The sequence below is a fragment of the Longimycelium tulufanense genome (genome assembly GCF_014645795.1).
Lineage (GTDB): Bacteria > Actinomycetota > Actinomycetes > Mycobacteriales > Pseudonocardiaceae > Longimycelium > Longimycelium tulufanense.
Map to the genome: position 1 here is coordinate 149,918 of NZ_BMMK01000005.1, position 25,789 is coordinate 175,706.

Here is a 25,789-nt window from a genome sequence, read left to right on the forward strand (position 1 = left end):
GAGGCGGGCGATGAACGGCAACCAGCAGGAGTTGGCCACCGCCGACCCCCACGACGGGGTGGGCACTCGGGCCCTCGTCTACCGCATCACCGGAATCGCCGCGCTGGGTGGCCTGCTGTTCGGATACGACACCGGGGTCATCTCCGGTGCGTTGCTGTTCATCACCGACGAGTTCGGCCTGTCCCCGTTCACCTCCGGGCTGGTCGTCGCCGTCATCCTGGTCGGCGCGATGATCGGCGCGTTCGGCGTCGGCCCGCTCGCCGACCGGTACGGGCGCCGGCGGGCCATCATGGCCGCGGCGGTCGTGTTCGGTGGGGGCGCGTTGCTGGCGGCGTTCGCCACCTCCGCCGCCATGTTGATCCTCGCGCGGGCCGTGCTCGGCCTCGCCGTGGGCTCGGCGTCCGTCCTGGTGCCGATGTTCATCTCCGAGGTGTCGCCGCCGAGGCTGCGTGGCCGGCTCGTCGCGGTCAACCAGCTGATGATCACCATCGGGATCATGTTCGCCTACGCCTTCAACTACGTGTTCGCCGCGGGTGGCGACTGGCGGGCGATGTTCGGGGTCGCGATCGTGCCGTCGGTCGCACTCGGGGTGGGCATGCTGTTCCTGCCGGAGACGCCGCGCTGGCTGGTGCGGGCGGGCCGGATCGACCAGGCGCGGGCCGTGCTCGCGCGGATCCGCCCGGGCACCGACCCCACCGCCGAGCTGGAGCAGATCATGGCGGTCCGCCCGGAGGGTCGGGTGCGGCTGCGGGAGCTGTCGGCCGGCTGGATCCGCCCGGCCGTCGTCGCCGGCGTCGGGCTGCAGATCCTCGGCCAGGCAACCGGGGTGAACACGGTTATCTACTACTCCCCCACGATCTTCGGCCGGACCGGGCTGGGCATCTCCGCGGCCATCCTGGCCACCGTCGGGATCGGCGTGGTCAACGTGGCCATGACCCTCGTGGGCATGGCATTGGTCGATCGGATCGGCCGGCGACGGCTGCTCATCACCGGTGTCAGCATCATGAGCGTCGCATTGCTCGTGCTGGCAACGACCATCGCCGTGCTCGGCGCCTCCGACCTCGCGGCGACGATCTCCTTCGCCTGCGTGGTGGTGTACATCGCGGCGGTCGCCGCCAGCCTGAACGTCGTCGTGTTCATCATCCCCTCGGAGATCTACCCGTTGCGGGTTCGCGGCACCGCCATGAGCGCCACGCTGTTCGCCAACTGGGGCATGAACTTCGCGGTCTCGTTGACCTTCCTGCCGCTGCTGGCCGCGCTGGGTACGGCGGGCACCTTCTGGCTCTACGGCGGGCTGTGCCTGCTGCTGGTGCTCTTCGCCGCGCTGCGCATCCCCGAGACCAAGGGGCGCAGCCTGGAGGAGATCGAGACCGACTTCCGCCGCCGAGCCAGCGCGCGGCGCGAGTGAGGCGCCATCCGAAGCGAAGGGAGCGTCCATGGCAGCGACACCTGCCCGCAACCGAAGGCGGCAGGCCGCCACCACGGCCGTCCTGCTCGCGCTCACGGCGACGCTGGCCACGCGCATGGCGGAGGCCACCCCCGGCAAGGACGCGGGCGAACCGATGCTTCCGGTTCACGTCGGCATCTTCGGTGGGGCGCACGTGGACGACATGACCAAGCTCTTCCGCGAGCTCCATGTCCCGGTCACGGTCCGGCCGCTGGACGCCTTGGCCACCGACTCCCTCGACCCGTACGACGCCGTGTTCGTGACCGCCGCGGGCTATCCGAGCCGGCCCACCATCCTCTCCTCGGACGCGGTGACCAACCTCCAGCGGTTCCTCGGCAACGGCAAGCGCGCCTACGTCGAGTTCGCGGTGAGCAACCAACGTGGCCTGCTGCCCGCGGCCGGCGCACCGGTCGTGGCGCCCTACGAACGGATCGTTGTCAACGAGACCACCCGCGTTGGTTCGGGCCTGGACGAGCACACCATCCTCGACGAGCACCATTCGTCGTACCTTCCCATCACCACGGAATCCGGTTCCGAGATCGCGCTGACCTACGCGAAGGTTGCCGGCGTCCACACCGCGGTGTTCGGGCTGCCAGGGGAAACCCACCCTGCGCTGGTGCTGATACCACGCGGGCCCGGGACGCTGGCGTACGCGAGCACGGCACTGTCCAACTTCGTGCAGGGTCGGCATGCACCCGTCGGCGCCTGGAAGCAGGTGATGACCAACCTGGCCATCGAGTTGCTGCCGGAGCACGTACGACAGCAGGCACACGATCTCTATACGCCGCTCAACGCCTACACCCAGCCCCGAGTATGGGCCGAACCGGACACACCGGTCACGCTGACGGTCGAAGCCAAGCCGAACCGGACGATAACAGCGTCCGACCAGCGCGGGAAGAACATCACGCTACGCGAGCATTCGCCGGGTGTGTATGTCTCCGAGACGATACAACTTCCGAAGGGGCACCACACCTTCACGGTTCGCGACACCCACTCCGTCGAGCCCGTGACGGTGGAGCTGACGGTCCAGTCACGCCATGACGCTTACCGGTCCATGCTCGAGCGTGCCGCCAAGTGGTACCAGCAATCCGGCGTACTCTTCGACAAGCAGGACGGCTCCGCGGCGGTGGCGGAGGGGTTTGGCTCCGAAATCGGTCCAGACGGCAAGAATCCCTTCAAAGACCAGATTCGCGGCGACGGAATCACCCAGAGCGCCCACGCTCTGGAGCTGTACGGCCAACTGACCGGGGACGACACCTGGAGGCAGATCGCCAGGAACATCAACGACCAGGTCTTCGAACGGATGCAGATCCCCAGCCGGAACTCGCTGTACGGACTCTGGGAGACGCGGGGCTACTGGACCGGGGAGCACGGCCCGCACGAGTTCGTTTACCGTGACGACGAAGGCTGGATCAGCCTGCTCACGCAGGCATGGGGACATCGTCACCGCAACGAGCCACGATTCGTGCAGGGACTCCGTTCGGCGGAGAACCTGTACCGCACGGCAAACGTGGACACCGGCGTACAGACCTACATCGGGCACGCGTCCACGTTGCTCCGGACGAACTGGGAACACGTGTCCATGGTGGACGTGGACGAGCGGTTCGGATCCATTCCGCACTACCAGAGCATGCCGCAGGCCGCCCTGTTCCACGCCTACGCGACCACGGGAGAGCAGAAGTACCTGACGAGGGCATTGCAGAGCGTCGACTTCTTCATGTCGCAGTTCCCGGACATCGGCATGGAGAAGAGCCGTAGCGAGGAGTACGGGCGCGCGTTACTGCCGCTCGCGGCGGCCTACCGGTACTCGGGCGACGAGAAGTACGCGCATCAGATGTCGAAGATCGCGGATTTCTTTGTCGAGCGCCAGGACTCGCTGACCGGTGCGATCCCGGAGTGGGACGGGGTGAACCCCAAGAGCAACGAGGAGTACGGAACCTACGAGAGCACGGTGATCCAGGAGAACGGGGACCCGATCACCGACCAGCTCTACACGACCGGCTTCCTGGCGATGAACCTGTGGATCGCGTACAAGGCGACCGGCGACGAGCGGTTCCGCGAGCTGGAGCTGAATTTGCTCGACTACCTCAGCCGGATCCAGCTCCGCAGCGCCGACCCCACGCTCGACGGCACCTGGATGCGGGCCTTCGACTTCGACAACTGGGAGTACTACGGTAGCGGCGCCGACATCGGCTGGGGTCCCTACGCGATCGAGACCGGCTGGGCCCACGCTCCCATCATGATCGGGACCCTGCTCTACCTGCACGACGATGCCTTCTACCCGGAGGAGGTCACCAACCGGCCGGAAACGGCGGCGATGGTCGGCGGGGAGTTCGACGGGATCGCACCGACGCTGCCGGCGACGCAGTACCTGCGGGTCGACCATGCTTCCGCCCTACAGCGGCCGGAGTCGTCGCTGACGCTCGAGGCGTGGATCCGACCCGACCAGACAGCCATCAACGTCAACCACGTCGGTGTGGTCTCCAAGAGCACCATGAGCCTGTGGCTTCGTTCGGGCAACCTTTACGGTGAGTTCCTCTCCACCGGGGCGGGGTGGATCACGGTGCAGTCCAGCGCGGCCCTCCCCGTGGACACCTGGAGCCACGTGGCCATGACGTACGACGGGACGCGGCTGACCTTGTGGTTCAACGGCCATCCGGTGGCGGAACGACGCGTCGCGGGCCTGCGGCTGCACATCAACGACCGCCCGCTGACGATCGGGGCACACAACCCGCACGACCTGTACCAGGGCTACTTCTTCACGGGTCTGGTCGACGAGGTGCGCGTGTCCGACATCGCCCGGGAGGCGGAGGAGTTCAACGTACGCGACGGGCAGCCAACCGAGCCCTATGAGCGGGACGCGGCGACGATCGGGTTGTTCCACTTCAACGATGCGGACGACCTCGCCGCGGACGAGAGCGGGCACCGGCTGCAGGGACGGGCCATCGGCAGCCCGGGCTGGACCGCCACGGGCCTGTTCAACGGAAGCCTGTCCCTGGTCTCGCACCGCGAGGTGCCCGAACGGCAGCTCGAACTCGACCCCCTCGAGCCGTCCGGGCGGTTCTCCCGGTTCGGAGCCCGTTGAGACGCAGCGGCCCGGCCCGTTTTGCCGCGACCGGGCTTACCGGCCCCGGCCGGCCGCCGGATACCCGTTCGCCTGTGGTGCGGGCCGCACCGCACCGGCAGGTGCCGGCTGCGGCTGGGCGGACCTGGACTTGGTGTTCTTGCGAACGCACTCCGGGCGCTGCTGGCACACGGCCTGGGCCTGTGACACCAACGGGATCGAGCTCACCTGCTTGTGTACCCGGGTGTGCACGTTCTGCGCCAGGGTGCCGGTCGGCGTCGGCTTCGCCGGGGGCCGGGGCTGGGTGGTGGGCTTGGGATTCGACGTCACGCTGGGAGCCGACCCGGTGAGCCGTGCGGGGGTCGGCCGGACGGAGGGCACCGGGTGCGCCGGGTCGACACTTCCCGATGCCCACGGCCGGGACAGCAGCGGTGGCGCGGCGGCTCCCGTCGGTCGCGGCCGGTTCGACCGGCTGCCGGGTGCGTCCTGCCCCGCGTGGTCCGCAGGGCCCGGCGAGTCGGCCCAGAGCGCCGAGGGACCGGCCGGGGACATCGACCGGGACATCGCGTCCCGACGGTCCGGCTTGGACGCCGAACCGCCCGGCCCCCAAGGCGAGTCACCGGAGGCGATCACGGTCGCGGCGTCGGTGGCAGTCGCCGGGACCGTGCGGTTCCCTGGCGAGCTGTCGTTCCCGCATGCCACCAGAAACAGGGCAAGCGCGGGAAGCGCGGGAAAGGCGGCGAGTCGCACGGGGCACCTCCGTCGCAGCGGAACCTCTTTGGAGCAGTTGTCTGCTCTCACCGTGTCCCTTCCAGGGCCCTCGGCGTTACGGCTTGACGCCTGTTGTACTTCGAACGAGCGATGAAGATCATTCTTTGGAGATTCGATCACGGCAATGGCGCCGAGCACCCCGCCGAATCACCGAGACGCCCCTCCCGTCAGGTATGCGGGAACGGGTCGGCGGCAACGGTCACCTGGGCCGGACATGCGCACCAGCAGCGCTGGTGACGACTTCGGACGAGTGGCGCCAGCCAACTCCCGGAGCTCGATCAATTCGTTAGCCCATCGCTATGTGGCCGTTTCCGATGACTGACTCCGTGCCCGAATGGTTCCGCAGGAGTCCGCGTTCAATGCCGAGATCCACCGGCCGGGTGATTTTGGGTGCGTCCGGGCCGTTCCGCAGCGTTTCGAGGAACAGCACAATCGTGGCGGCGACACTGCGATGCGCCACATCGTTGAGAATGTCGTGCTTCCCTTCGGTCACGGCGACGAGCTGTACCGTGTCGAGCCGGGCGAACTCGCTACGGACCGCGGCCAAGGGGCTGACGGCGTCCGCGCTGCCATGGAGGCCCAACACCGGAGCCGTCACCGCCGACAGGTCCACGGGCTCGCGCAACGACACCGGGATACGGTCCGCGGTCAGAACGCCGCGCCGGAGCTGTCCCGTGTCGGTCAGCCATGTCCGGTATACCGGGCAGGACGTCCGTGCCCGCAGCTCCTCCTCCCAGCCCAGCGGGGTGAGGGCCGCCCGCCGGACGTTCGGGAGCCCGGCCACGACCACGGCATCGGCCCGCACGATGCCGTGGGCCTGCAGGCGGAGGGCCAGCAGCGCACCGGTGTCGGAGCCGACCAGGATCCTGGGCGAGGGCTCGGCATCCGCCGAGAACAGCTGCTGGACCCCGGCGAGTGTGGCGTCGAGGTCCGCGGTCGCGTCCCCGAGCGCCCGGACGCGGTAGCCGTCGGACGCGAGCCGTTGTCCGAAGCGCTCGTACAGGCTGGGTTGCTCACCGCGGCCGGGTAGCAGGACCAACGTCCCCCGCGTGGCCGTTCCGGCGGGCTCGTTCCAGCTCGCGACCTTGACCGGCGCTGTCGTCGTGGGCATCGGGCGAGGGCTCCTCGGGATCGACTGTGCGGTGGGGCGTGGAAAGAGGAAACTCAGCGGGCGCTGGCGAACGGGACCGAGTTGGTGGGTTCGGGACGGGGCGCGCCCGGGTGCCGCCAGAGCCCCCTGCGCTCGAGAAGGGGCAGCACCCCCTCGGCGAACCAGTACGCCTCCTCGAGATGGGGGTGTCCGGACAGGACGAACTCGGTCACGCCGGCCGCGTGGTACTCCTCGATCCGTTCGGCCAGTTCGGCGTGACTGCCAACCAGGGCCGTCCCCGCTCCGCCACGGACCAGGCCCACACCAGCCCACAGGTTCGGGGCGATGTGAAGGTTCTCGGTGCGCCCGCCGTGCAACGCCAACATCCGCCGCTGCCCCTCGGACCCGCTGCGGGACAGTCCCTGTTGGACACGTTCGATCGTGGCGGTATCGAGCGCGTCGAGCAGCCGTTGGGCCTCCGCCCACGCCTGATCCGCGCGGTCCCGGCTGATGACGTGGAGCCGGATCCCGAAGCGGGGCGCGCGACCCATCGCGGCGGCGGCCCGGCGCACCCTGTCCACCTTCTCCGCCACCAGTGCCGGCGGCTCTCCCCACGTCAGGTAGACGTCCGCGTGCCGGGCCGCGACGTCGATCCCGGCCGCGGACGATCCGCCGAAGTACACGTCGGGCACGGGATCGGGCAGCCGGGCCAGTTCCGCTCCGGCCACCCGGACGTGCCGGCCGGTGAAGTCCAACCGCTCGCCGCGCCACAACCGTTGCACGACGGTCAGGAACTCGGCCGTGCGCTCGTACCGCTCGTTCTTGTCGAGAAAGTCACCATAGGCGCGCTGTTCGTGGTCCTCCCCGCCGGTCACCACGTTGAGCAGCAGCCGCTGCCCGGAGTGTCGTTGGAAAGTGGCGGCCATCTGCGCGGCCAGCGCGGGGGACACGAGCCCGGGGCGGAATGCCACAAGGAACTTGAGCCGTTCGGTGTTGCTGGCGAGCATGGCCGTGGTGAGCCAGGCGTCCTCGCACCAGGCGCCCGTGGGGGTCAGCGCGCCGACGAACCCGAGTTGCTCGGCGCTGCGCGCGATCTGGCCCAGGTAGGCCAGCGATGCGGGTCGGTCGCCAACCGCACCGGCCGGGGCGGTGCCGTGCCCACCGCCCACCAGGTAACGGCTGTCGCCGTAGGTGGGCAGGAACCAGTGGAAGGTCAGTGTCATCGCGGTCCTCGGTCGCGGTTCACGGCGTGGTGACCAGCGGGCGACGGTCGTGCAGCACGGTGGAGAACCCGTCGACCACCTCGTAGAGGGGGCGCTCGGCGTCCGGCTCGAGCGTCACCCCGTCGTTGGCCGAGGTGATGTGCTTGTCCAGGACGAACCAACCCTGGACGACGTGGTGGGCGCCCAGTGACGACAGGACGGGACGCAGCGCGTAGTCGACGGCCAGCACGTGCGCGGGGCTTCCCCCGGTGACCAGGGGCAGCACGACCTTGCCGGTCAATGCGAACTGGGGCAACAGGTCGAGCAACGCCTTCAGCAGGCCGCTGTAGGCGGCCTTGTACACCGGCGAAGCCACCACGATTCCGTCGGCGTCGCCCACGGCCGCAACGACTTCGGCAACTTTCGGATGGGTGGTGTCGGCCGACAGCAGCGCATCGGCGGGTAGCTCACGGACACGCACGGTGCGCACCTGGTGACCCTGCCCGCGTAGCCGCACAGCCAGGTGGTCGGCAAGGGCGGCGGTACGGGAGGCCGTGGAGGGACTTCCGGACAGGACGAGAATCGAGGCCATTCGTGTTCTCCGTATTGGACTGCTCGGCTCCGGGCTTCGCTGCGCACCTTGTCACCTCGTCGTGATGCTCGCTTCGCCCGTCACCTCGCGTGTCAGATCAGGCCGTGCCGCGGGGGCGGTGTCCCGTTGAGCACGTACCCTCCGATGTGCTGGATCTTCCAGCGCACCGGGTCGTGCAGGGTGTGGATGCGGGCGTTACGCCAGTGCCGGTGGAGGTTCAACGCGTCGAGGCTCGAGCGGGTCCCGGACACCTCGAACAGGGCACTCGCGGTCTCGACGGCCACTGGGTCGGAGAACGCTTTTGCGCTGGCCACCGCGATGGAGGTGGCTGCCGCGCTCTCGTCGTCGAGGTGTTCCCGCGCATCGTCGATCGCCTGCGCGGCAGTGGTGAGCAGCGACTCGGCTGCCCGTACCCGAATCTCCAGCTCGCCGAAGCGTTGGATCGTCAGCGGATCCGCGCTGGCCTGCTCGACACCGCTTTCGAACCAGGGCCGACTGCGGGTGCGCACGAAGGTGACGGCATCGGACAGCGCCGCCCGCGCGATACCCACGTCGATCGCGGCATGCAGCACCTGGGCCTGCGCGCCGTAGAGCTGTGGGCGGGTGAACGTCAAGTGGTGCGGAACGACTCGTTCGGCCGGCACACGGACGTCACGCAGGTGCACGGTGCCACTCGCGGTGGTCCGTTGTCCCATGCCGTCCCAGTCATCGATGACCTCGACGCCCGGGTCGTCGGCCGGTACGTAGGCCACCACGATGTGGTCGTCGGCATCCTTGGCGAGAACGGGAATCCAGTCCGCGAACAAGGCTCCCGTGGAGTAGTGCTTCGTGCCGTTGAGCACGAACCCACCGTCGGGGTGCGGTACGAGCCTCGTCCGGTAGTCCTGCACGTGGCGGGTTCCGGCCTCGGACTGTGCGTTGCCCAGCCGGCGGCCGGCGAGCACCTCGGCGAAGAGGAACCGCTGTTGCTCGGGGGTCCCCTGCTCGCGCAGCACGTTGATGTACACCACGTGGCTTTGCGGGATCTGCGCGATGTTCGGGTCGGCGACCGCGAGACGGCGGTACACCTCCACAAGCGTCACAGCCGCGACATCGGCTCCACCGTACTCGCGCGGCACCGTGATGCCGAGCAGGCCGCTGGCGGAGAGCTCGTCCAGCTCCGCACTGGGCAGTCGGCGCCGAGCGTCCCGCTCGACCGCTCCTTCGGTGAACCGGGCCGCGAGCTCGTCGACGATGGCCAGGGCCTCGTCGTCGTTGGAGATCACGTGGGCCGTGCGCGGGGTGCTCACCAATCCGGTCACAGGAGCCTCCAAGAGAAAATGGTGGGACCGGCCGGCATTTGGACCGGTGCCGGACACAGCCCGGACACAGCAACGCTCCTCGCATAGGAACCAGGTGTGAGCGAGCCGCGGATGCTGTCTCGCAACGCCCTTCCGAGCCGGAAATCGGACGTCCACGACGAACAGGCGTGATTGTCCATGCGCCGCGCAATGTCTCGATGGCACGCGGAAACGGGGAACGAGGAGTGATTTACCGCTGACAGCCCTGTGCGACGACACGGACGTAGTCCACGTGCCGCCGCCTGGTCAACGGGGTCGAGCCGGTCACGCCGCCATCTGACCAAAGGCAGCGGCACAGCGTCAACCGCCAGCAACACGTACCGGGGCCATCCTCCCACGCTGTGAGACCTGCGGCAGTCTGGCCTGTCCTGGCCAGACTTCCTTCCGGCAGACGGAAAAACGGCAGGACACGTCTCCGTCGCGAACGAAGCGGGTGCCGGGTGCCGGGCGCCGAGCGGGTGCGGATCGAGATGCATGGTGGAACAGGTCCGGCGCGATCTGTTGCCGGACCGGCCGGACGGGGGCAGGCGTACCGCCATCCGTTCGATTACCGAGCGGAACGAGTGCAGGGATGTCCCGTTGGGCATCGGGCCATGTGATCCCGCCCTTGGCACCCCTGTGGCCGCTACCTACGATAGCGTCGGTTACCAGCAGTAACCGGCCGGTCGAGCGTCTCTCCGCCACTCAAACGACACCGGGCCGGTCAAGGGCCGAGGGCGAGGACGATGGCGTCGGACGACAAGGGAACCGCGCGGCCCGGGCAGAGCTGGCGTGCGCGGATGCGAGCCGCCGCCGCGGAGGAGATCAAGACCGTGGCGCGCCGGATCCTCGTCGAGCAGGGCCCCGGCCAGCTGACCATCCGCGCCGTGGCACGGGAGATGGGGCTGACCTCCCCGGCCATCTACCGGTACTTCGCCAGTTACGACGAGCTGGTCGAGGCGTTGACGGTGGACCTGTTCGCCGAGCTCACCCAACACGTGCGGGCGGCCACCCAGCGCCGACGGAACCAGGATGGGACCGAGCAGCTTCTCGGTGCCAGCCGTGCCTTCCGCACCTGGGCGTTGCGGCATCCCCGTGAGTTCCAGTTCATGCTGGTGTCGCCGATCCTGTGGGAGGAGGTCGGCGAGAACCAGCGGCAGGCCCGGACCGAGTTCGGCAGCGTGTTCCTCGCACTGTTCGGACAGGTGTGGAACGGTCGTGAGGACGCGGCAGCCCCGCGCGGAGACTGTCCACCGGACGTGATCGCGAAGATCGAACAGTTCTGCGACCGGTGCGGGGTACCACTGTGCAGGGAAGCGGCCGTGGTCGCGATCCGGTGTTGGGTCCGGCTGTGGGGAATCGTGTGCATGGAGGCCGCCGGCCACCTCTCCGCGATCGGCCGGCGTGCCCGCACCGCACTGTTCGAGCAGACGATGAGCGACGTCCTCCACGAACTCCGTTGTTGATGTCGCAGGATTTCAGCCACCCGAGCCATCACGCCCGGTGCTCCCGCTGGTGGGAACAACTGGAACAACGACGCCCCGGCCGATCCCGACCAGTGCACAACACCTCCGGTCTTGGTGAACAATGGCGTTGAGCACCACTTTTTCTTAAGCGCCAACGTGATCGGGGTCCCCCGGCGTCACTGGGTCAACGCAACGGCTGGTCAGCACGTAACCGCGGCCCCAGACCGTGCGGATCTCCAGCCCGAGCGGGGCGATGCGGCGGCGAATCCGGAGCACCCGCAGGTCCAGTGCGTTGCGCCGGTGTGGCGCCGCGTCCGGCCAGATCTGCATGGCCAACTCGGCACGGGTCACCAGCGACCGGTAGCCGTGCACCAGAAGCCGGACCAGTGGGGCCTCGCCGGGGCCCAGCAAGAGGGCGGAACCGCAGAAGTGCAGGACGTTCGCGGTGTCGACCACCGGCAGGTGTCCGGCCGCACGGGCCAACAGCGCCGCGGTCCTGGCCCGCAGGTCGTCCTCGGGAACCGGGGTCCGCGCCCAGTCCTCGAGCGGATCGGCGCATACCGGCGGGCACGCGGACCGCTCCAACAACAGCAGCCGGGGCAGCCCCAGCGCCCGGCACCGCGCCACTTCCTCGGCATCCTCCGGCCAGCGGAGTACCGGAACCTTCACCGAAGCCTCCCCTCACCGGCCGCTCCCGCCAGCAGCGGGTCCGGCACCATTCGGCGCCGGCGACCCGGCGGCTGGGCCGGGACACCCGCACTGCTGCCCTGGCCCACGACCATTTGTTGCCCCGTCCGCGCCCCGGTCACGACCTCGTACGCCACGACACCGCACCTCGGTCCGGTGCGTTGTCGCGCGTAGTCCCTCGCCTACGTTCGTCGACCGAAGGCGTTCGGCGTGGCGCGGGGGCGCCGTTCACTCACCGCGCCCCCGCGGTGCCACCGACCCACGGTCACGGAAAGTCTCCCGGTTCCGGCCGGAAATGTCCTTACGGTCGCCACCGAAGAATTCTCTCGCGTCCGCTGCGGTGCCTTCGTCGGTTTCCTACGGTGCCCGCCGTAGAGACTCGCGGTGCTGCCTACCGCATACTTGTCCCGAACGTTCCCGACTCTGTCCGAGCGGGCGCTGTTACGGGAAACCTGCTGTTTCGCAAGGGTTTCCGCCACAGTACTTCCTACAGGGACTCCAGTGTCGTACGAAGTTGCGGACGCCCGTCGATCCCCAGCTTGCGGTACACGTTCGACAGGTGAAACTCCACGCAGCGCACGGTGACATACATCCGGGCGGCGATCTCCCGGTTGGTCAGCCCCTCCACCGCCAGCTCCGCGGCTCGACCCTCCTGCCCGGTCAACCCGGCCCGGGCGAACCGGTCGGCCGCGCTGGTCGCTGGCTCGACGGACATCAGTTGTGCCTCTGCCCGCTGTACCAACGGGTTCGCCCCGCAGTCCCGGGCGAGCTCGGCCGCGGCGAGCAGGTGGTTGCGTGCCTCGGCCGGCCGGTGCAGGCCCTGCTGCGCCACGCCGAGATCGAACAGTGCGTGTGCAAGCGGGAGCCGGGCCGGCGACCGCCGCAACACCTCCACCGCCTCGGTCAACACGGGGACCGCCGCCGCGGGCTCGCTCGCGGCACCCAGCACCCGCAGGGCCACCCCCACCGGGCGGGCGGTGCCCCAGGCACGCGCCGCCACCAGGTCCCGGGCGGCCAGCTCCCGCGCCTGCTCCTGCTCCCCCCTGGCGAGGTGCGCCAGCGCCGCCTCGGCCCGCCACGGCAGCGTCATCGGGTTCTCGATCTGCCAGCTGCGGGCCCGCGAGCCGCACTCGAGCAGGTCGGCTAGTCCACCGTCGACGTCCCCGGTGGCCACCCGCAGCCTTCCCCGCGCCAGTAGCAGAAAGTTGTTCCGGAACAGCTCCGGGAGCGCACCGGAGATCCCCATGCGCCGCACCCAGCGCTCGGCGGTCTCGTACTCGCCCTGGTCCACGGTGGTCAGCAGCAGCTCCATCCCACACAGGCTGCGGTCATGGTCACCGGGCGGCACGCCCCATTCCTCGAACAGCTCCATCGCCTGGGTCAGCTCCGCGGCCGCCGCCGGGAGATCACCGTGCAGGCGGTACACCGACCCGCGGAGCAGATGGACCAACGCCGCCGGCCGCAGCAGCCCGTGGTCCAGCGCCCGCTGCCCCACGTCCCGGCAGAACTCCGTCACGAAGTCCAGCTCGTCGGCCTCCAGCAACGACCACAGGGGGAAGTACCCTGGCGGGCTGAGGATCGCCAGCTCGAACGGGGAGAGCGCCTCCTTGGCGTACCGCACGACGAGTTCCCGGTGCCGGCCACGCCGGGCGTACTGCACGGCGAAGAAGCCCAGCCACTCCCGGCGCAGCCGGGGTTCGTCGGGAACCTCCGCGAACAGGCGCTCCCGTTGCGCGTGGGCCGCGGAAACGGTGTGCCGCCGCATCAACGCCGCGGTGAACACCATCCTGCGCAGCTGCCAGGCAAGATCGGGGTGATCGGAACCCAGGCAGGCCAGTGCCTCCTCCGCGACCGTGCCGGCCTCCTCATAGGCGTCCACCGCCTGCAGCGCCTGGATCAGGCTCAGCGCGACGCCCGCGCGCAGGGTGGGTTCGGTGGCGTGCGCCATCGCCTCCCGCAGGGTGGCCATCCCCGCCGCGTGGTCGAAGATCAGCTCCGCGTTGCCCAGCATCCCGAGGACCTCGGCGCGCCGTGCCCGGGACAGCGGCGCATCCACTACGTGCCGCAGATGGGTCGCGGCCACATCCGGGGCACCCTGCCGCAACGCCCGCCGGGCCGTGTGGTGCAGAACGTCGACCTGCCACCGTTCGGTCGGGGCTCCTGCCTGCAGGAGATGCGCCGCGACCACGTCGTCCGCGGCCCCTTCGGTGTGCAGCAGCTCCGCGGCCCTGCTGTGGCCGAACATACGCGTGCCCAGGGGGAGCTCCTCGAGGACCGCACGGCGGACGAGGGAATGGGTGAACCGCAGGGGGTGCCTGTCCTGCAGGACACGCATCCTGACCAAAACGTCCAGGGCGGCTCGCGCGGCGTCCACGTCCAGCCGCGCCAGCGATGCCGCCTGCCGGAGCTGGACGTTGTCGTCGAGGATCGCCACGGCGCGGGCCAACTCCACGGCGTAGGGAAAGTTACGGAGCCGGGAGCGCAGCCGCTCGGCGACGGTGGGCGCCCCCAGGGTCATCACGTCGTGGACCGACGGTGGCGTGGACCGCCGCGCGACCCTGCGGCGCAGGGTGGCCCACAGCTCGTGCACCAGGAAGGGGTTTCCCCCGGTCACCTCGTGGCACGCCTCGACCAGGCCGGTACGCGGGCGGTGTCCGCCGACGTCCCGCAGCACCTGCGCCACGTCGGCCGGGGACAGCCCGTCGAGCCGGACCCGGTGGGCGGCCAGGGTGAGCTCGGTCAGGGACGCCTCGTCCCGCACCAGCTCACCGTCGGTGACACCCAGGGCGATCATGACGGGCATGCCGCTGAGCCGCCGTGCCGCGTATCCCAGGTAACGCAATGACGGCGCATCGGCCAGATGGGCATCATCGACAACCAGAAGTAGTGGTTTTCGCTCGGCAAGCGACGTGGTAATCAGGTGGATCGAGTGCAGTGTCGCCTGGATCAGCTCGGTATCAACCTGGGCGACATCGTTGTCGTAGTGCGCTTCTCGCCGCTGCCCCACCTGGTCGAACAAACCGGAGTACTCGTCACCACGCGCCGGTAGCAGGTCATTGAGCAACTGCCGGATCACGCCGAAGGCGAATTCGCCCTCCAGGGGAAGTCCGCTGGCCGTGCCGACATCGAAACCGAGCTCGGCCGCGAGCTGGCCGACCGCGGTGAGCAGCGCGCTTTTCCCGATCCCGGGCTCCCCGTGCACCTGCACCACCGAAGGGGCGCCGCGGGCCACCGCGCGGAGCCGTCTACCCAGGTCACGGAGGTTCGACTCGCGGCCCGGCAGGCTTGGTGCCCGGCCGGGGCGAGCGGGAGCCGAACCTGGGCCGGCGGCCGGACTGACCTCACTGCCCCGACCCCTCACCAGAAACTCCCCACGGCACGAGTGGTCCCGATCCACGGCACGGGGGAAAGCTACCAGAGACGACTGTTACACAGTATAACTGTTTCGTCTCCCGATCACCGCCGTGATCGCCTTTCACGACAACTGTTGCCGCGGTCAAGGACCGCGGTGGTCAGGTGAGATAGTCAGCACACACCCTGGCATACCTCGCCGGGATCGGGCACCGAACGATTCGCAAGGGAAGCGGCGACGAGTTTCCGACAAGCATAAGAGACCTGGGAAACCTCACACCAACGTCAGCACGGTGCGCGAGGAGATCGTCCGGGGGACCGGTGACGCTCGACCTTGCGTGCCAGGTGGTTCACCACACAGGGCGGGCAGGGTCCGGAATGGGGCCGTCCTCCTGGTCAGGACTACCGTTGGCACGCCGAACCCGGCGGTGGCGCTTGTCGCCCCCGTGGAGATGTTGACCGTGCCGCTGCGGTCACCGTCGGTCTCAACCCATGTACCGAACGCACGTCCAGCTCGACCGCCTGGGGTTCGGTGGGCCGTCCACCGGCGGCTGGGCTCGACCAGGGGGTGCGACAGTGTGGGACCGATGCCCCATACCGAAGGGCTCGGGCCAGGACGAGCCGGGGACGGTAGTGATCCAGCCACACCCGGAGATCGAGCAACTTTTCCAGGGCCAACCATCGTTGCCGGGGCGGCTGTCCCGGCTCCACCTCCGCCGCCCGCCGTACGAAGCACCGGTCCACCAGGGTGAACACGTCGTGTCCCGGCTCGGCCGCCACCTCGAGTGCCTGCCGCCGCAACGACTCGAGATAGCGACGGCCCCGGATGGCCGGGTATGGGTTCCTGACGCGCCTCAGCACCACCGGGGGTACCACCGCACACGACGCGGCGCGCAACACGCTCTTCTCCCGCCCGCCGAAGACGTGTAACGACCACGGGATGTTGAAGGCGTACTCCGTGATGCGGTGGTCGCAGAAGGGAACCCGGACCTGGAGGCCCACGGCCATGCTCATCCTGTCCTTGCGGTCGAGTGTTCCCGGCAGGCTTCGGGTGAGGTGCAGGTAGAGCAGTTCCCGCCGCCTCCTGGTGTCCGCGTCCTCATCATCGAGCACGGGTGTCTCGGCGACCGCGTCCCGATAGTGCTGGGTGGTGAACCCCGGGATGTCCAATGCCTGGGCCAGCTCGGAGCGGAGGTACGGCCGTTCCTGCCGCACCCGACCGGTCACCGCGCTGAGCCACGGAAAGCCCTCCGCCGCACCGACCATCGGGTCGTGGAACCACCGGTAGTCGCCGAACGTCTCGTTCACGCCCTCGTCGGACAACACGACGGTTGACGATTCCCGGATCGCCTGGCACTGCAGGAGAAAGGCGTGGTCCATGTCCCCACGCCCGACGGGCATGTCGCGTGCGACAACAGCCGCTTCGCGAACTGCGGGATCGGCCAGCGAAGCATGGTCCAGCAGGAGGTCGGTGTGGTCGGTGCCGAGATGGTCGACGACCGCCCGCACGTAGGGAGCGTCCGGGTTGACGTAGACACCGTCTGGGCCGATGTTGTCGGCGCCTTCGGCGAATCCGACGGAGAGGGAGCGGACCCGCTTCCCCCGCTCCGCCAACTCACCAGCCGCGAACCCGGCAACGGCGCTGGATTCCAGGTCACCGGACAGCAGCACGGACGCGGGCACGTCCGAGACCAGTTGACGACGAACCGTGTCCCGCAACAGTTCCCGGAGCCGAACGATGGTGGTCTGTCGATCGTCTCGGTGGTGCCGCGGGGTGAGCCGCCAGTACACATGTTCCCGGAGGCCATCCCGGCCCACCGTGACCAGCGCCCCGGGAAGCACCTCCCGCATGCCCCGCCAGACCGCGACTCCCGGTGTCTTCACCCCGGCGACGATCTCCCGCATTCCGTCCAGGTCAACGGTGGCGCCACCAAGGGGTTGGCCAGGATCGCCTTCGGCTCGGAGCCGAAGAGCACCCCGTCCGAGGTCGGGTAGTAGTGGAGCGGCTTGATACCGAGCCGGTCACGCACCATCAACAGCCGACTGCGCCGATCGTCCCACACCGCGAAGGCGTACATCCCGTTCAGGCGGTGCACGACGTCCTCATGCCACTCGAGATATCCGCGCAGCACGACCTCGGTGTCGCTGCGGGTGCGGAATCGATGGCCGCGCCGGCGAAGCTCGGCGCGAAGCTCGGCGAAGTTGTAGGTTTCGCCGCTGTAGGTCAGGGCCACCGACCCGGTGGGTGTGTTCTCGACCATGGGCTGCGCACCGCCCCGAGGATCGATGGTCAACAGGCGGCGGTGCCCGACAGCGGCGTGGCGGCCGGTCCACCCGCCCGTGGCGTCCGGCCCGCGACGCGCCATCGTCGCGACCATCGCATCGAGGGTGTCCCGGTGCGCACCGAGATCCCGTTCGAACGACACCCAGCCAGTGATTCCACACATACCGTTCCTCCTGCGCACCGGACAACGGAGAATGGAGAATGGAACGCGGCGACACCACTGGCTGCCCCGGGGGATAGCCCGGCAGGTTACAAGCGATAACTACCGAGATCAATCGTAACCTTCGCGCTCGTGCGAACGTCAACATCGGTTCTCGCACCAGGGAACGTCTCTCGTCCTTGCTGGCGACGTGGTCGCGTCCCAACTGGGTGGTTCACGCAAGCGGCATGCGGAAGCTCCTCGGCACCAGGAACGGGGCCGAGATGGTACGGATAGCCAACTTCGGCGCGGCCAAGCCGAGGTCCAGCCCAGACGCAGCGACCGAACTGTCGACCAGTGCCGTGCCGATGACCCGCGCCAGCGACGGGGAGTGCACGGCGTGAGTCACCATGCCAACCTCGGTGTCGTCCACGACCACGCCGCTCCCCCGCGCAGGTGGTGCAACCAGCCCCTCGTCCGCTACCCAACACACGGGCTCGCGCTCGAGACCATTGTTCCAGCGGACAAGAAGCGCCTCCCTACCGACGAAGTCGTGCTCGAAGTCGATCAGCCACTGCAGGCCGACCTCGAACGGGGTGACCTCGGCGCCGCCGCTCTCGCGTTCCAGGTTGACGTAGCGGGCCTCCATCCGGCACACGTCCAACACGGCTCGCCCGCAGTCCGGGGCGCCGAGCACGACGAGCTGGTCGTGCATGTCCGCGGCTTTCGCTGCCGGGACCACGAACTTGTAGCCGTACTCACCGGTGACCCCGATGCGGGCGGCCAAACCGTCCTCGGTAACGACGAAGCTGCCGTAGGCCATGGACGCCACCGGGAACGGGAGAAACTTCGCCGCGATCCGGCCAGCAGCGGGCCCCTCCACACCGTACGCGGCGTATTGGTCACTGGCATCGGTGACGTCAAGGTCCGTGACGCCCTCGGCAGCGGTAAGCAGGTGGTCGACCGCCACGCGGGCCTGGTCCGGCCATATCTCCACCAGATAGTCGGTGGCGCTGCGGTAGATCAGCACCTCCGAGACGATCAAGCCGTTCTCGCGCAGCATCAGCGCGGCGGAGATCTGCCCTTCCAGAAGGAAGTCGGTGCTGCGGGTACAGATCTCACCCAGGAAGTCCGTCGCCACGGCACCGGACACCCGCACGAACCCGACTGCCGAGTAGTCGACCAGGCCACAGCCTCGGCGCAACGCGCGATACTGGTCGGTGGGGTTGGTTTCGACGCGGTTCATCTTCCACCTCATTCTGTTCGTCTCGGTGCAGTGACACGGCCCGGTGGTGGAACGGGGTAGGGGTGCGACGGCAGCCGCGGGAGGTCGGCGGCGGCCGCCACGCCGTCCACCTGTTCCCGGCACGGTGGCTGCGTTCAGGACTGCTTCGCCTGGATGTGGTCGACGAGTCGGTTCAGCGAGAGCAAACTCTCGGCGTCGTCGTCGGTGATGGTCACCCCGAACTCCTCCTCGACCGCCATCGCCAGCTCCAGCATGTCGATCGAGTCGAGCTCGAGGCCACGGCCGAACAGCGGCTGGTCGTCGCCGATCAGTTCCGGCTCGACGTCCAGCGACAGGCGTTCCGCCAGAAGGTGCTTGACCCGGGAACAGCGCGCTGCGCTCGGCGGCCAGGCGCCTCGTCTCGGCCAGGCTCGGGGACATGTTCTCCGCTCCTTGTGGCTCCGGTGGGATTCGCTGCACAACCGCCCAACCGGCGTGGCCGGTCGGCGGTGCCAACGGGTTGGGTTCAACAGGTGAGGCCGCCGTCCACCACCACCGAGGTTCCGGTGACATAGGACGCGGTCCGCTCGCTCAACAGGAACCGCACGACCGAGGCCACCTCGGCCGGCCGGCCGCTGCGGGCGAGCGGAACCTGCCGCAGGTGGTCGGCGAGCCGGTCATCGGGCGCCGTGTCGGTCATCGTGGTCTCGACGAGCCCGGGGAGCACCGCGTTCACCCGCACCCCGTACCCACCGAGTTCCTTGGCCAGCACCCGCACCACCGCCAGCAGTCCGGCCTCGGACGCCGCGTAGTTCGCCCGCCCCGGCAGGGAGTTGGTGGCGCTGGTCGAGCTGACCACGACGATGGCGCCGGCCCGTTGGCCGGCCATCAGGCGGGCGGCCGCGCGGCAGCACAGGAACGCTCCGGTGAGGTTCGTGTCGAGCACGCGACGCCACTTGGCCTCGCCCATCGTCACGGCGTACCCGTCGGCGGTGATACCGGCGTTGCTGACCAGGCCGTCGAGTCCGCCATAGTTGGTCCGGATCTCGGCGAACATCCGGTCGATGTCCGCGGGATCTGCCACGTCACCCCGGACGAGCCGTGCTTCCGGCTGCAGCTTCCGTACCTCCGCCAACGCCCGTTCGGCCTGTTCCTCGGGCTCGGGGTCGTTGAGGAGGACGATTGCGCCCGCGCCCGCCAGTTCCTTGGCCACCGCGAGGCCGATGCCCCTGGTGGCATCCGTGACCAGGACAACGTTTCCCTCCACGTCCGCCACCGTGAACCTCCTGGGATGTTCCGGGCCCCAGGCCCGGGCGGTACCCGAACCGTCCGACGCCACTCGAGCGCCGGCTGGCGGTGAAGGGAGACCCTTGCCCGCGGGGGAAAGAACCCCGGTGCTGTAGAACGGGGAGAAGTCACGTCAACTCCCTACCGAATGCGCGGAACACCAAGTAGCCCAGGGCCGCCTCGGACATCTCACCCACCGCCACCGACGGCTCGGCCAGGCGTAGCGCCTCGTGCGTTCCCAGGTGTCGTGCCGTCCGCGCTATCTCCCGGCCGAGGCTTGCCAGCATCCGGCCTGGGCCGATCTCGACGAACGTCCCGGCACCGAGAGCGATCAGCGTGCGGACGGTCGCGTCCCACCGCACGGGCGAGGTCACCTGCCGCAGGAGCAGCTCGCGGTACCGCGTCACGTCCGACACGACCTGCCCGGTCACGCTGGACACCAGTGGCACGCCGGGCGGCCGGAGCCGCACCGTGGCAAGCTCCCGCGCCAGTTCCGCTTCGGCCTCGGCCATCAAGGGCGAGTGGTGAGCACTTCCCCCCGAGAACAGCCGGACCCACAACGCACCGCTGTCGCGGGCGGCGGTGGCCACGGCCCGGACAGCGGAGGCTTCACCGGAAACCACGATGTGCCGGGGAGAGTTGAAGTGCGCGACGACGACGGTCTCGCCGTCTTGCTCACCGCAGAGCTTCAGGACAACGTCGGGTGGCAGGCCGACGACGGCCGCCATCGCGCCGGGGTGGCGCCGGGTCGCCCGGGCCATGGCCTTTCCCCGGGAGGACACCAGCCGGAGCGCGGTGTCGATGTCGAGGCTGCCACACGCGACCAGCGCGCTGTACTCACCGAGGCTGTGGCCGGCCACGAGGGCCGGCCGGCAGCCGCGGACCCCGAGCCGCGCCGCCATCGCGCAGGACCAGACGAACACCAGGACCTGGCCGACCTCCGGGTCGGTCGGCGTTGCTGCGTCGGCCGAACGCATCAGCTCCGCCACCGGTAGCCCGGTGACCTCCCCGGCGCGGGCGAGCAGCCCCAGGGTGGGTTCGCTCCGGTCGAGCTCGCGCCCCATGCCGGGGAACTGGCTGCCCTGATCGGGGAAGACCCACGCCGGGCCACCTGACGATGGCTCGCTCATCACGCATCCCCGTCCGGTACCGTCGTTGCCCGCGCCAGCTCGGCCCGCGCCAGCCCGCGGCCCGGTCCGGCTGCCCCGTCATCGGTGACGATCCGCGCACCCCGCTTCCGTGCGCGTGCAGCGCCACGGAGCCGCCTCAGTGCGACCGGCTCGTCCCCCCGCAGCGGATCGATGTCCGCGTCGCCGACGCCTGGCGGCAGGGCAACGGAAAATCCCACCACGAAGCAACACCTGCCGTCCGAATCAGCGGGGTTCGACGACGTTCCACGTCAACCACCTGCGGTGAACGAATTCCGTCGCGTGATCCGGATCCGCTCCAGCCGGATCCGGATTTGCGCGGCAAAGCTAAGCGAACGCGCCAACGGGTGTCAACGAGTCACCAGTCCAGAGCTATTACGGGATGCCGAGCGAAGACAGCGACCAGGCTTGAAATGAAGGACACGAAAGGGTCTGAAATGTTCTGCCACTTCACGTGGCCAGCGTGAACACTCTCCGCAAAGGACTCGATAGTTGACCCGAACGAACCTTGACGGGCATCCCGGCACCTGCTTAGCCTCCACGCCGGAGTCGACTAATGAACCAGTTCTTCGAGCCGTTTTCAACCCGCTGGTCTCTCGCAGTTCACGTTGCCGCAGCAGCCGCCTTGGGGGCCCGGAAAGCTATGCCACGTTGGGTGGAAACCGCACCACGAATCATGTGCCGGGACCATGTCGCGACCTCGGCCCGCGTGCGGTGGGGGGAATGCGACAGCCAGGGGTATGCCTGTCCTGCCAGCTTCGTCATCCGCACCTGGGCCGGCACATCCACTGTCCGGCTCGAGTGCTACCACGAGATCTACCGCGGGAACGGCGCGCAGCTGATCGCCGAGGCCCGCTCCAGCCGTGCGCTCGTGGATCCGTGGCGTCGCCCGCGTATACGCACCCCGCAGGACTTCCGCGACAAGTTCGAGACGTTCATGGAGAACCGGCGTCGAGGGGAGACGACGAGTACGCCGTGAGCGGCTTCAACGGCACCACGACCCCGGCACCGAGCTGTCGGCTTCACCGACGCCACCGTCTCATGGAAAGCGGCTGTGTGCTGAACACGCGCTGTCGCGGGAATGGACATCGCCAGCCGCACATCGGCACGACCGGCCGGACATCGGGCGCGTGGTGGGACCTGCCTGTGCACGTGTTGCACCGATTCCGGCACCGCACCACCGGCGTCTGGATTGCGACCAACCCAGCCTGGCTGCCGAACGATTGCCGATACTCCCTCGCCGCTCGTCACCACGGGGAAGCACACACGTCTCCCATGACACGAGCACCTGCCGGCTCGCAGTACCAGACGCGCGAGTCTTTCGACCCCACCGCCGAAGTCGACCTTGCCGAGACACCTTCCACCCCGGAGACCGACATGCCTCTCCATCCCAGGATCGAGCAGTTCCTGACCTGGCTGCGGGAACAGGGCACTCCCCCGTTACACCGGGTCGGCGTCCCCACCGCCCGTGACCTCATGCCCGGCCTGCGCGCGGCGCAGGGTGACCCGGAGCCGGTCGCCGGCGTGGTCGACCTGCTGGTCCGCGGCCCGGCCGGGCGCCTTCCGGTGCGGATCTACCAGCCGGGAGGCGGGGACGGCGGCCGGCCCCTCGTCGTGTTCTTCCACGGGGGTGGATGGTCCTACGGCTCGCTGGAGCTGGTGGACCGCCCGTTGCGTCGGCTCGCCAACGCCACCGGCGCGGTGATCGCCAGCGTCGAGTACCGGCTCGCCCCGGAGACCTGCTTCCCCGGACCGGTCGAGGATGCCTACGCCGCGGTGACCGCGCTCGCCGCACAGGCGGGCGCCCTCAGCGCGGACCCGCACGCCGTTGTCGTTGCCGGTGAGAGCGCCGGCGCCAACCTGGCGGCGGCGGTCGCACTGATGGCCAGGGACCGCCGGGGCCCCCGGCTCCACCTCCAGATCCTCATGTGCCCGATCCTCGCTCCGGCCAAAGGATCGCGTTTCGCGTCCTACCACGACTACGGGCAGGGCTACTTCATCACCCGAGACACCTTGTTGACCTGCTGGGAGCTCTACATGTCCGCAACGGAGGAATCCGATCACCCCTACGCGGCACCCTTGCTAGCTCCCAACCTTTCGAAGCTTCCGCCGGCCCTCATCCTGACTGCCGAGTTCGACCCGGTACGCGATGAGGGCGAGGAATACGGGAACCGGCTTCGCACGGTGGGCGTGGAGGCGAGGGTGCACCGGCACGAAGGCATGATTCACGGGTTCTTCCTGCTGTCGGGGATTCCCGAGGCGGTCAACCCCGCGATCGAGGAGATCGGCGTTGAGTTACGTACGCGGTTTCCCTGCTGACGAGGGAAACCGCGGCTGGCGTTCGACCTACGTCCGGACCACGACAAGCCGCATTGCCCGCACGATCACGAATCCGGCCGCCAATCACCGATGGGAGTGTCACCATGGGTATTGCGACGTCACTGAGGGATCTCGACCCGAACCACGCACCGTCAGCAGGGGCCGGCGACAGCAGGAGGCAGTCGATGCTGTCCCGCGGCCTGGCGATACTGGCTGAATTTGGTCCGACCGACGGGGAACTGACGGTCGCCGAGCTGGCTGACCGGTGCAGTATCCCCAAACCGACGGTGTACCGGCTGCTCCACGAGCTGGTTGGCTGGGGGCTGCTGGAACGCGGCCGGCGCGGGTTCCGGCTGGGCACCCAGTTGTTCTCCCTCGGCATGCGGGTTCCCCGGCTGCGGGCGCTGCGCACCACCGTCCTCCCGGTACTGCTGCGGTTGTCGGAGCTCACCAACGAGCCGTCCTATCTGTCGATCCTGGACGGGTCCTGCCTCGTCGACGTCGAAGCGGCCGGCAGGGTCACCCGGCACGCCGGGCGCACGGTCCCGGCGCTGTCGTCGGCTGCCGGACGACTTCTGCTCGCCCGGCGTTCCGCGCGGGCCGAACCGTTGGCACCGTTCCATGCGCACGGATACGCCGTGCACCACGACAGCCGTGGCCTGGTCTGTGTCGCGGCAGCCGTCGCGGCCCACGCCGGAGCACCGGAATCAGCGATCTCGGTGGTGGGTCCGGCCAGGCGTCTGGATCTGCGCCGGGTGGTTCCGGAGGTGCGGGGCGCCGCGGCAGCAGCCGCCCGGCGGCTTGTCCTGCTGAGCGAGGCGAACTGACCGGGGCGGACTTCGACGGATCTCCGCGACCGTGACGTTTGTCGATGTCCGGTCGCGGAAGTACCGCAACGTCGGTGGTGCCTCCGGCGGCGTGCGCCATCCGTCGGCCGACCGCGCACCAGCAGTGCGTCCAGGCTCGGGATTGCCGGCCGCCACACACCGCGCGCCCGCACCGCCTCGGCCATTGTTCGCATGCGGCAACGTCGGTGCCGGACAAAGCCAGACCGTGGTTCGGCCGCTTGCGCGGCTAGCGCAGGGTCGCGTGGCTCGGACGTAGCTCGTCGACCGTGCGGACGCCGAGCAGCTGCATGGTCCGGACGATCTCCGTCCGGAGGATGTCGAGGGCCCGCTGGACACCCCGCTCCCCACCGGCCATCAGGCCGTACAGGTAGGCCCGGCCGATGAGGCAGGTCCGCGCGCCCATGGCGAGCGCGGCCACGATGTCGGCGCCGGACAGGATGCCGGTGTCCAGCCAGACCTCGGCCTTGTCGTCCACCGATTCCAACGTCGCGGGCAGCAGTTCGAGCGGGACCGGAGCGCGGTCGAGCTGCCGCCCACCGTGGTTGGACAGGATGACCGCGTCCGCACCACGCGCCACGACCGCACGGGCGTCCTCGGGGTTCTGGATCCCCTTCACCACGAGCTTGCCCGGCCACGACTCCCGCACCCAGTCCAGGGTCTCGAGGTTCAGCGTGGGGTCGAACAGCGAGTTGATCAGGTCCGCGATCGTGCCACCCCAGGACCGCAGTGACGCGAAGGTCAGTGGTTCCGTGGTGAGCAGGTTGAACCACCAGGACGGATGCATCGCGCCGTCGAGGAACGTACGCAGCGTGAGCGTCGGCGGGATGGTCAGGCCGTTACGCACGTCACGCATCCTCGCCCCTGCCACCGGGGTGTCCACCGTCAACATGAGGGTGTCGTAACCGGCGCTGTGTGCGCGGTCCATCAGCTCGCGCCCCGCCCCGCGGTCCCGCCACACGTAGAGCTGGAACCACCGCCGCGCCCGCGGAGCGGCCGCGGCGACACCCTCGATCGAGGTGGTTCCCATGGTGGACAGCGCATAGGGAATTCCCGCACGCTGGGCCACCCGGGCCACCGCAACCTCACCCTCGTGATGCATCATGCGCGTGAAACCCGTCGGCGCGAAGGCAAACGGCAGCGAGGAACGCTTGCCGAGGATCTCGATCCCAAGGTCCACATCGGACACACCGCGCAGCACGTTCGGGTGGAACTCGACCCGGCGGAAGGTCTGCCGGGCGCGGCGCAGGCTCTCCTCCTGCTCGGCCGCACCGTCGGTGTAGTCGAACACCGCCCGCGGGCAGCGGCGGCGAGCGATCAGGCGCAGGTCCGCGATCGTGTGCGCATTGGCGAGCCTGCGCTCGGTCGGGTTGAGCTTGATCGGCTTCGGCCGCAGGATCTCGGCAAGCTCCCGGGGACGAGGCAGACGGCGCTTGGTCACGGAGCTCCTCTCTCGTCGTGGTGGTGTGCAACGCTGCCGGTAGCACCCGCCGCCACACCGAAGTCACCGGCGTGCGACTGTGGACTTCCGGTCGGCGAACACACCGCGGTCA

At 69.1% G+C, this 25,789-nt stretch carries 22 protein-coding genes; 6 read left to right on the forward strand and 16 right to left on the reverse strand.

All coding sequences use genetic code 11. From position 1 onward, the window contains the following. The first annotated feature begins 10 nt into the window (after positions 1-10). Positions 11-1,408, forward strand: coding sequence for a sugar porter family MFS transporter (locus IEY55_RS08050; protein WP_189055568.1), 1,398 nt, complete (start codon positions 11-13; stop codon positions 1,406-1,408). Positions 1,409-1,436: 28 nt separating this feature from the next. Beyond that, positions 1,437-4,532: a LamG-like jellyroll fold domain-containing protein gene (locus tag IEY55_RS08055; protein WP_189055569.1), complete on the forward strand. Its 3,096-nt coding sequence runs from the start codon at positions 1,437-1,439 to the stop codon at positions 4,530-4,532. Between the two features lie 36 nt (positions 4,533-4,568). Here the strand turns inward: IEY55_RS08055 and IEY55_RS08060 are convergent, their stop codons facing one another. The 5 genes from IEY55_RS08060 to IEY55_RS08080 all read right to left on the reverse strand — a co-directional run bounded on the left by IEY55_RS08060 (position 4,569) and on the right by IEY55_RS08080 (position 9,467). Continuing rightward, positions 4,569-5,261, reverse strand: coding sequence for a hypothetical protein (locus IEY55_RS08060; protein ID WP_189055571.1), 693 nt, complete (start codon positions 5,259-5,261; stop codon positions 4,569-4,571). 307 nt (positions 5,262-5,568) lie between these two features. Then, a complete protein-coding gene (locus IEY55_RS08065; RefSeq protein WP_189055573.1) occupies positions 5,569-6,393 on the reverse strand; it encodes an alpha/beta hydrolase in 825 nt (274 codons plus the stop codon). Positions 6,394-6,446: 53 nt separating this feature from the next. Beyond that, positions 6,447-7,595: an LLM class flavin-dependent oxidoreductase gene (locus IEY55_RS08070; RefSeq protein WP_189055575.1), complete on the reverse strand. Its 1,149-nt coding sequence runs from the start codon at positions 7,593-7,595 to the stop codon at positions 6,447-6,449. Positions 7,596-7,614: 19 nt separating this feature from the next. After that, positions 7,615-8,166, reverse strand: a complete 552-nt coding sequence (gene ssuE / locus IEY55_RS08075; protein ID WP_189055577.1) for an NADPH-dependent FMN reductase — start codon at positions 8,164-8,166, stop codon at positions 7,615-7,617. Between the two features lie 92 nt (positions 8,167-8,258). Next, complete coding sequence (locus tag IEY55_RS08080) at positions 8,259-9,467, reverse strand: SfnB family sulfur acquisition oxidoreductase (protein ID WP_229686168.1); 1,209 nt, start codon at positions 9,465-9,467, stop codon at positions 8,259-8,261. Positions 9,468-10,231: 764 nt separating this feature from the next. Between IEY55_RS08080 and IEY55_RS08085 the strand changes: the two genes are divergently transcribed. Beyond that, positions 10,232-10,951 carry a TetR/AcrR family transcriptional regulator gene (locus tag IEY55_RS08085; protein ID WP_189055579.1) on the forward strand — a complete coding sequence of 240 codons (720 nt, stop codon included), beginning with the start codon at positions 10,232-10,234 and terminating at the stop codon, positions 10,949-10,951. Positions 10,952-11,095: 144 nt separating this feature from the next. On the opposite strand, the gene IEY55_RS08090 is transcribed toward IEY55_RS08085, so the two are convergent. The 10 genes from IEY55_RS08090 to IEY55_RS08130 all read right to left on the reverse strand — a co-directional run bounded on the left by IEY55_RS08090 (position 11,096) and on the right by IEY55_RS08130 (position 21,275). After that, positions 11,096-11,620, reverse strand: a complete 525-nt coding sequence (locus tag IEY55_RS08090; protein ID WP_189055581.1) for a helix-turn-helix domain-containing protein — start codon at positions 11,618-11,620, stop codon at positions 11,096-11,098. Further along, positions 11,617-11,775: a hypothetical protein gene (locus IEY55_RS08095; protein WP_189055583.1), complete on the reverse strand. Its 159-nt coding sequence runs from the start codon at positions 11,773-11,775 to the stop codon at positions 11,617-11,619. The genes IEY55_RS08090 and IEY55_RS08095 overlap by 4 nt, the downstream gene beginning before the upstream one ends. A gap of 350 nt (positions 11,776-12,125) precedes the next feature. After that, positions 12,126-14,999, reverse strand: coding sequence for a helix-turn-helix transcriptional regulator (locus tag IEY55_RS08100; protein WP_189055585.1), 2,874 nt, complete (start codon positions 14,997-14,999; stop codon positions 12,126-12,128). Between the two features lie 392 nt (positions 15,000-15,391). After that, positions 15,392-16,894, reverse strand: coding sequence for an asparagine synthetase B family protein (locus IEY55_RS32750; RefSeq protein WP_308424734.1), 1,503 nt, complete (start codon positions 16,892-16,894; stop codon positions 15,392-15,394). Beyond that, on the reverse strand, positions 16,870-17,436 hold the full coding sequence (locus IEY55_RS32755) for an asparagine synthetase B family protein (RefSeq protein WP_308424735.1): 567 nt from the start codon (positions 17,434-17,436) through the stop codon (positions 16,870-16,872). The genes IEY55_RS32750 and IEY55_RS32755 overlap by 25 nt, the downstream gene beginning before the upstream one ends. Positions 17,437-17,647: 211 nt before the next feature. After that, on the reverse strand, positions 17,648-18,658 hold the full coding sequence (locus IEY55_RS08110) for a glycine cleavage T C-terminal barrel domain-containing protein (RefSeq protein ID WP_189055587.1): 1,011 nt from the start codon (positions 18,656-18,658) through the stop codon (positions 17,648-17,650). 134 nt (positions 18,659-18,792) lie between these two features. Beyond that, positions 18,793-19,119: an acyl carrier protein gene (locus tag IEY55_RS08115; RefSeq protein WP_229686169.1), complete on the reverse strand. Its 327-nt coding sequence runs from the start codon at positions 19,117-19,119 to the stop codon at positions 18,793-18,795. A 44-nt stretch (positions 19,120-19,163) separates the two neighbouring features. Beyond that, a complete protein-coding gene (locus tag IEY55_RS08120) occupies positions 19,164-19,913 on the reverse strand; it encodes an SDR family NAD(P)-dependent oxidoreductase (RefSeq protein WP_189055589.1) in 750 nt (249 codons plus the stop codon). 139 nt (positions 19,914-20,052) lie between these two features. Further along, positions 20,053-21,054, reverse strand: coding sequence for an ACP S-malonyltransferase (locus IEY55_RS08125; RefSeq protein WP_189055591.1), 1,002 nt, complete (start codon positions 21,052-21,054; stop codon positions 20,053-20,055). Next, a complete protein-coding gene (locus IEY55_RS08130) occupies positions 21,054-21,275 on the reverse strand; it encodes a hypothetical protein (RefSeq protein WP_189055593.1) in 222 nt (73 codons plus the stop codon). The genes IEY55_RS08125 and IEY55_RS08130 overlap by 1 nt, the downstream gene beginning before the upstream one ends. Before the next feature lie 452 nt (positions 21,276-21,727). On the opposite strand from IEY55_RS08130, the gene IEY55_RS08135 reads away from it, so the two are divergent. The 3 genes from IEY55_RS08135 to IEY55_RS08145 all read left to right on the forward strand — a co-directional run bounded on the left by IEY55_RS08135 (position 21,728) and on the right by IEY55_RS08145 (position 24,218). Further along, on the forward strand, positions 21,728-22,051 hold the full coding sequence (locus IEY55_RS08135) for an acyl-CoA thioesterase family protein (protein ID WP_189055595.1): 324 nt from the start codon (positions 21,728-21,730) through the stop codon (positions 22,049-22,051). 296 nt (positions 22,052-22,347) lie between these two features. Further along, positions 22,348-23,391: an alpha/beta hydrolase gene (locus IEY55_RS08140; protein WP_189055597.1), complete on the forward strand. Its 1,044-nt coding sequence runs from the start codon at positions 22,348-22,350 to the stop codon at positions 23,389-23,391. A gap of 185 nt (positions 23,392-23,576) precedes the next feature. Further along, entirely contained in the window at positions 23,577-24,218 is a 642-nt protein-coding gene (locus tag IEY55_RS08145) for an IclR family transcriptional regulator (RefSeq protein ID WP_189055599.1), read from the forward strand. A gap of 247 nt (positions 24,219-24,465) precedes the next feature. Here IEY55_RS08145 and IEY55_RS08150 read toward each other — a convergent pair whose 3' ends face one another. Next, positions 24,466-25,677, reverse strand: a complete 1,212-nt coding sequence (locus tag IEY55_RS08150; RefSeq protein ID WP_189055601.1) for an alpha-hydroxy acid oxidase — start codon at positions 25,675-25,677, stop codon at positions 24,466-24,468. Between the last annotated feature and the right edge of the window lie 112 nt (positions 25,678-25,789).

Excerpts from the sequence above, each read along its gene's own strand:
- IEY55_RS32755 (WP_308424735.1), bottom strand. The coding sequence starts at position 17,436 with ATGTGTGGAATCACTGGCTGGGTGTCGTTCGAACGGGATCTCGGTGCG.
- IEY55_RS08110 (WP_189055587.1), bottom strand. The coding sequence starts at position 18,658 with ATGAACCGCGTCGAAACCAACCCCACCGACCAGTATCGCGCGTTGCGC.
- IEY55_RS08085 (WP_189055579.1), top strand. The coding sequence starts at position 10,232 with ATGGCGTCGGACGACAAGGGAACCGCGCGGCCCGGGCAGAGCTGGCGT.
- ssuE (WP_189055577.1), bottom strand. The coding sequence starts at position 8,166 with ATGGCCTCGATTCTCGTCCTGTCCGGAAGTCCCTCCACGGCCTCCCGT.
- IEY55_RS08140 (WP_189055597.1), top strand. The coding sequence starts at position 22,348 with ATGACACGAGCACCTGCCGGCTCGCAGTACCAGACGCGCGAGTCTTTC.
- IEY55_RS08070 (WP_189055575.1), bottom strand. The coding sequence starts at position 7,595 with ATGACACTGACCTTCCACTGGTTCCTGCCCACCTACGGCGACAGCCGT.
- IEY55_RS08055 (WP_189055569.1), top strand. The coding sequence starts at position 1,437 with ATGGCAGCGACACCTGCCCGCAACCGAAGGCGGCAGGCCGCCACCACG.
- IEY55_RS08050 (WP_189055568.1), top strand. The coding sequence starts at position 11 with ATGAACGGCAACCAGCAGGAGTTGGCCACCGCCGACCCCCACGACGGG.
- IEY55_RS08145 (WP_189055599.1), top strand. The coding sequence starts at position 23,577 with ATGCTGTCCCGCGGCCTGGCGATACTGGCTGAATTTGGTCCGACCGAC.
- IEY55_RS08065 (WP_189055573.1), bottom strand. The coding sequence starts at position 6,393 with ATGCCCACGACGACAGCGCCGGTCAAGGTCGCGAGCTGGAACGAGCCC.
- IEY55_RS08125 (WP_189055591.1), bottom strand. The coding sequence starts at position 21,054 with ATGAGCGAGCCATCGTCAGGTGGCCCGGCGTGGGTCTTCCCCGATCAG.
- IEY55_RS32750 (WP_308424734.1), bottom strand. The coding sequence starts at position 16,894 with ATGCGGGAGATCGTCGCCGGGGTGAAGACACCGGGAGTCGCGGTCTGG.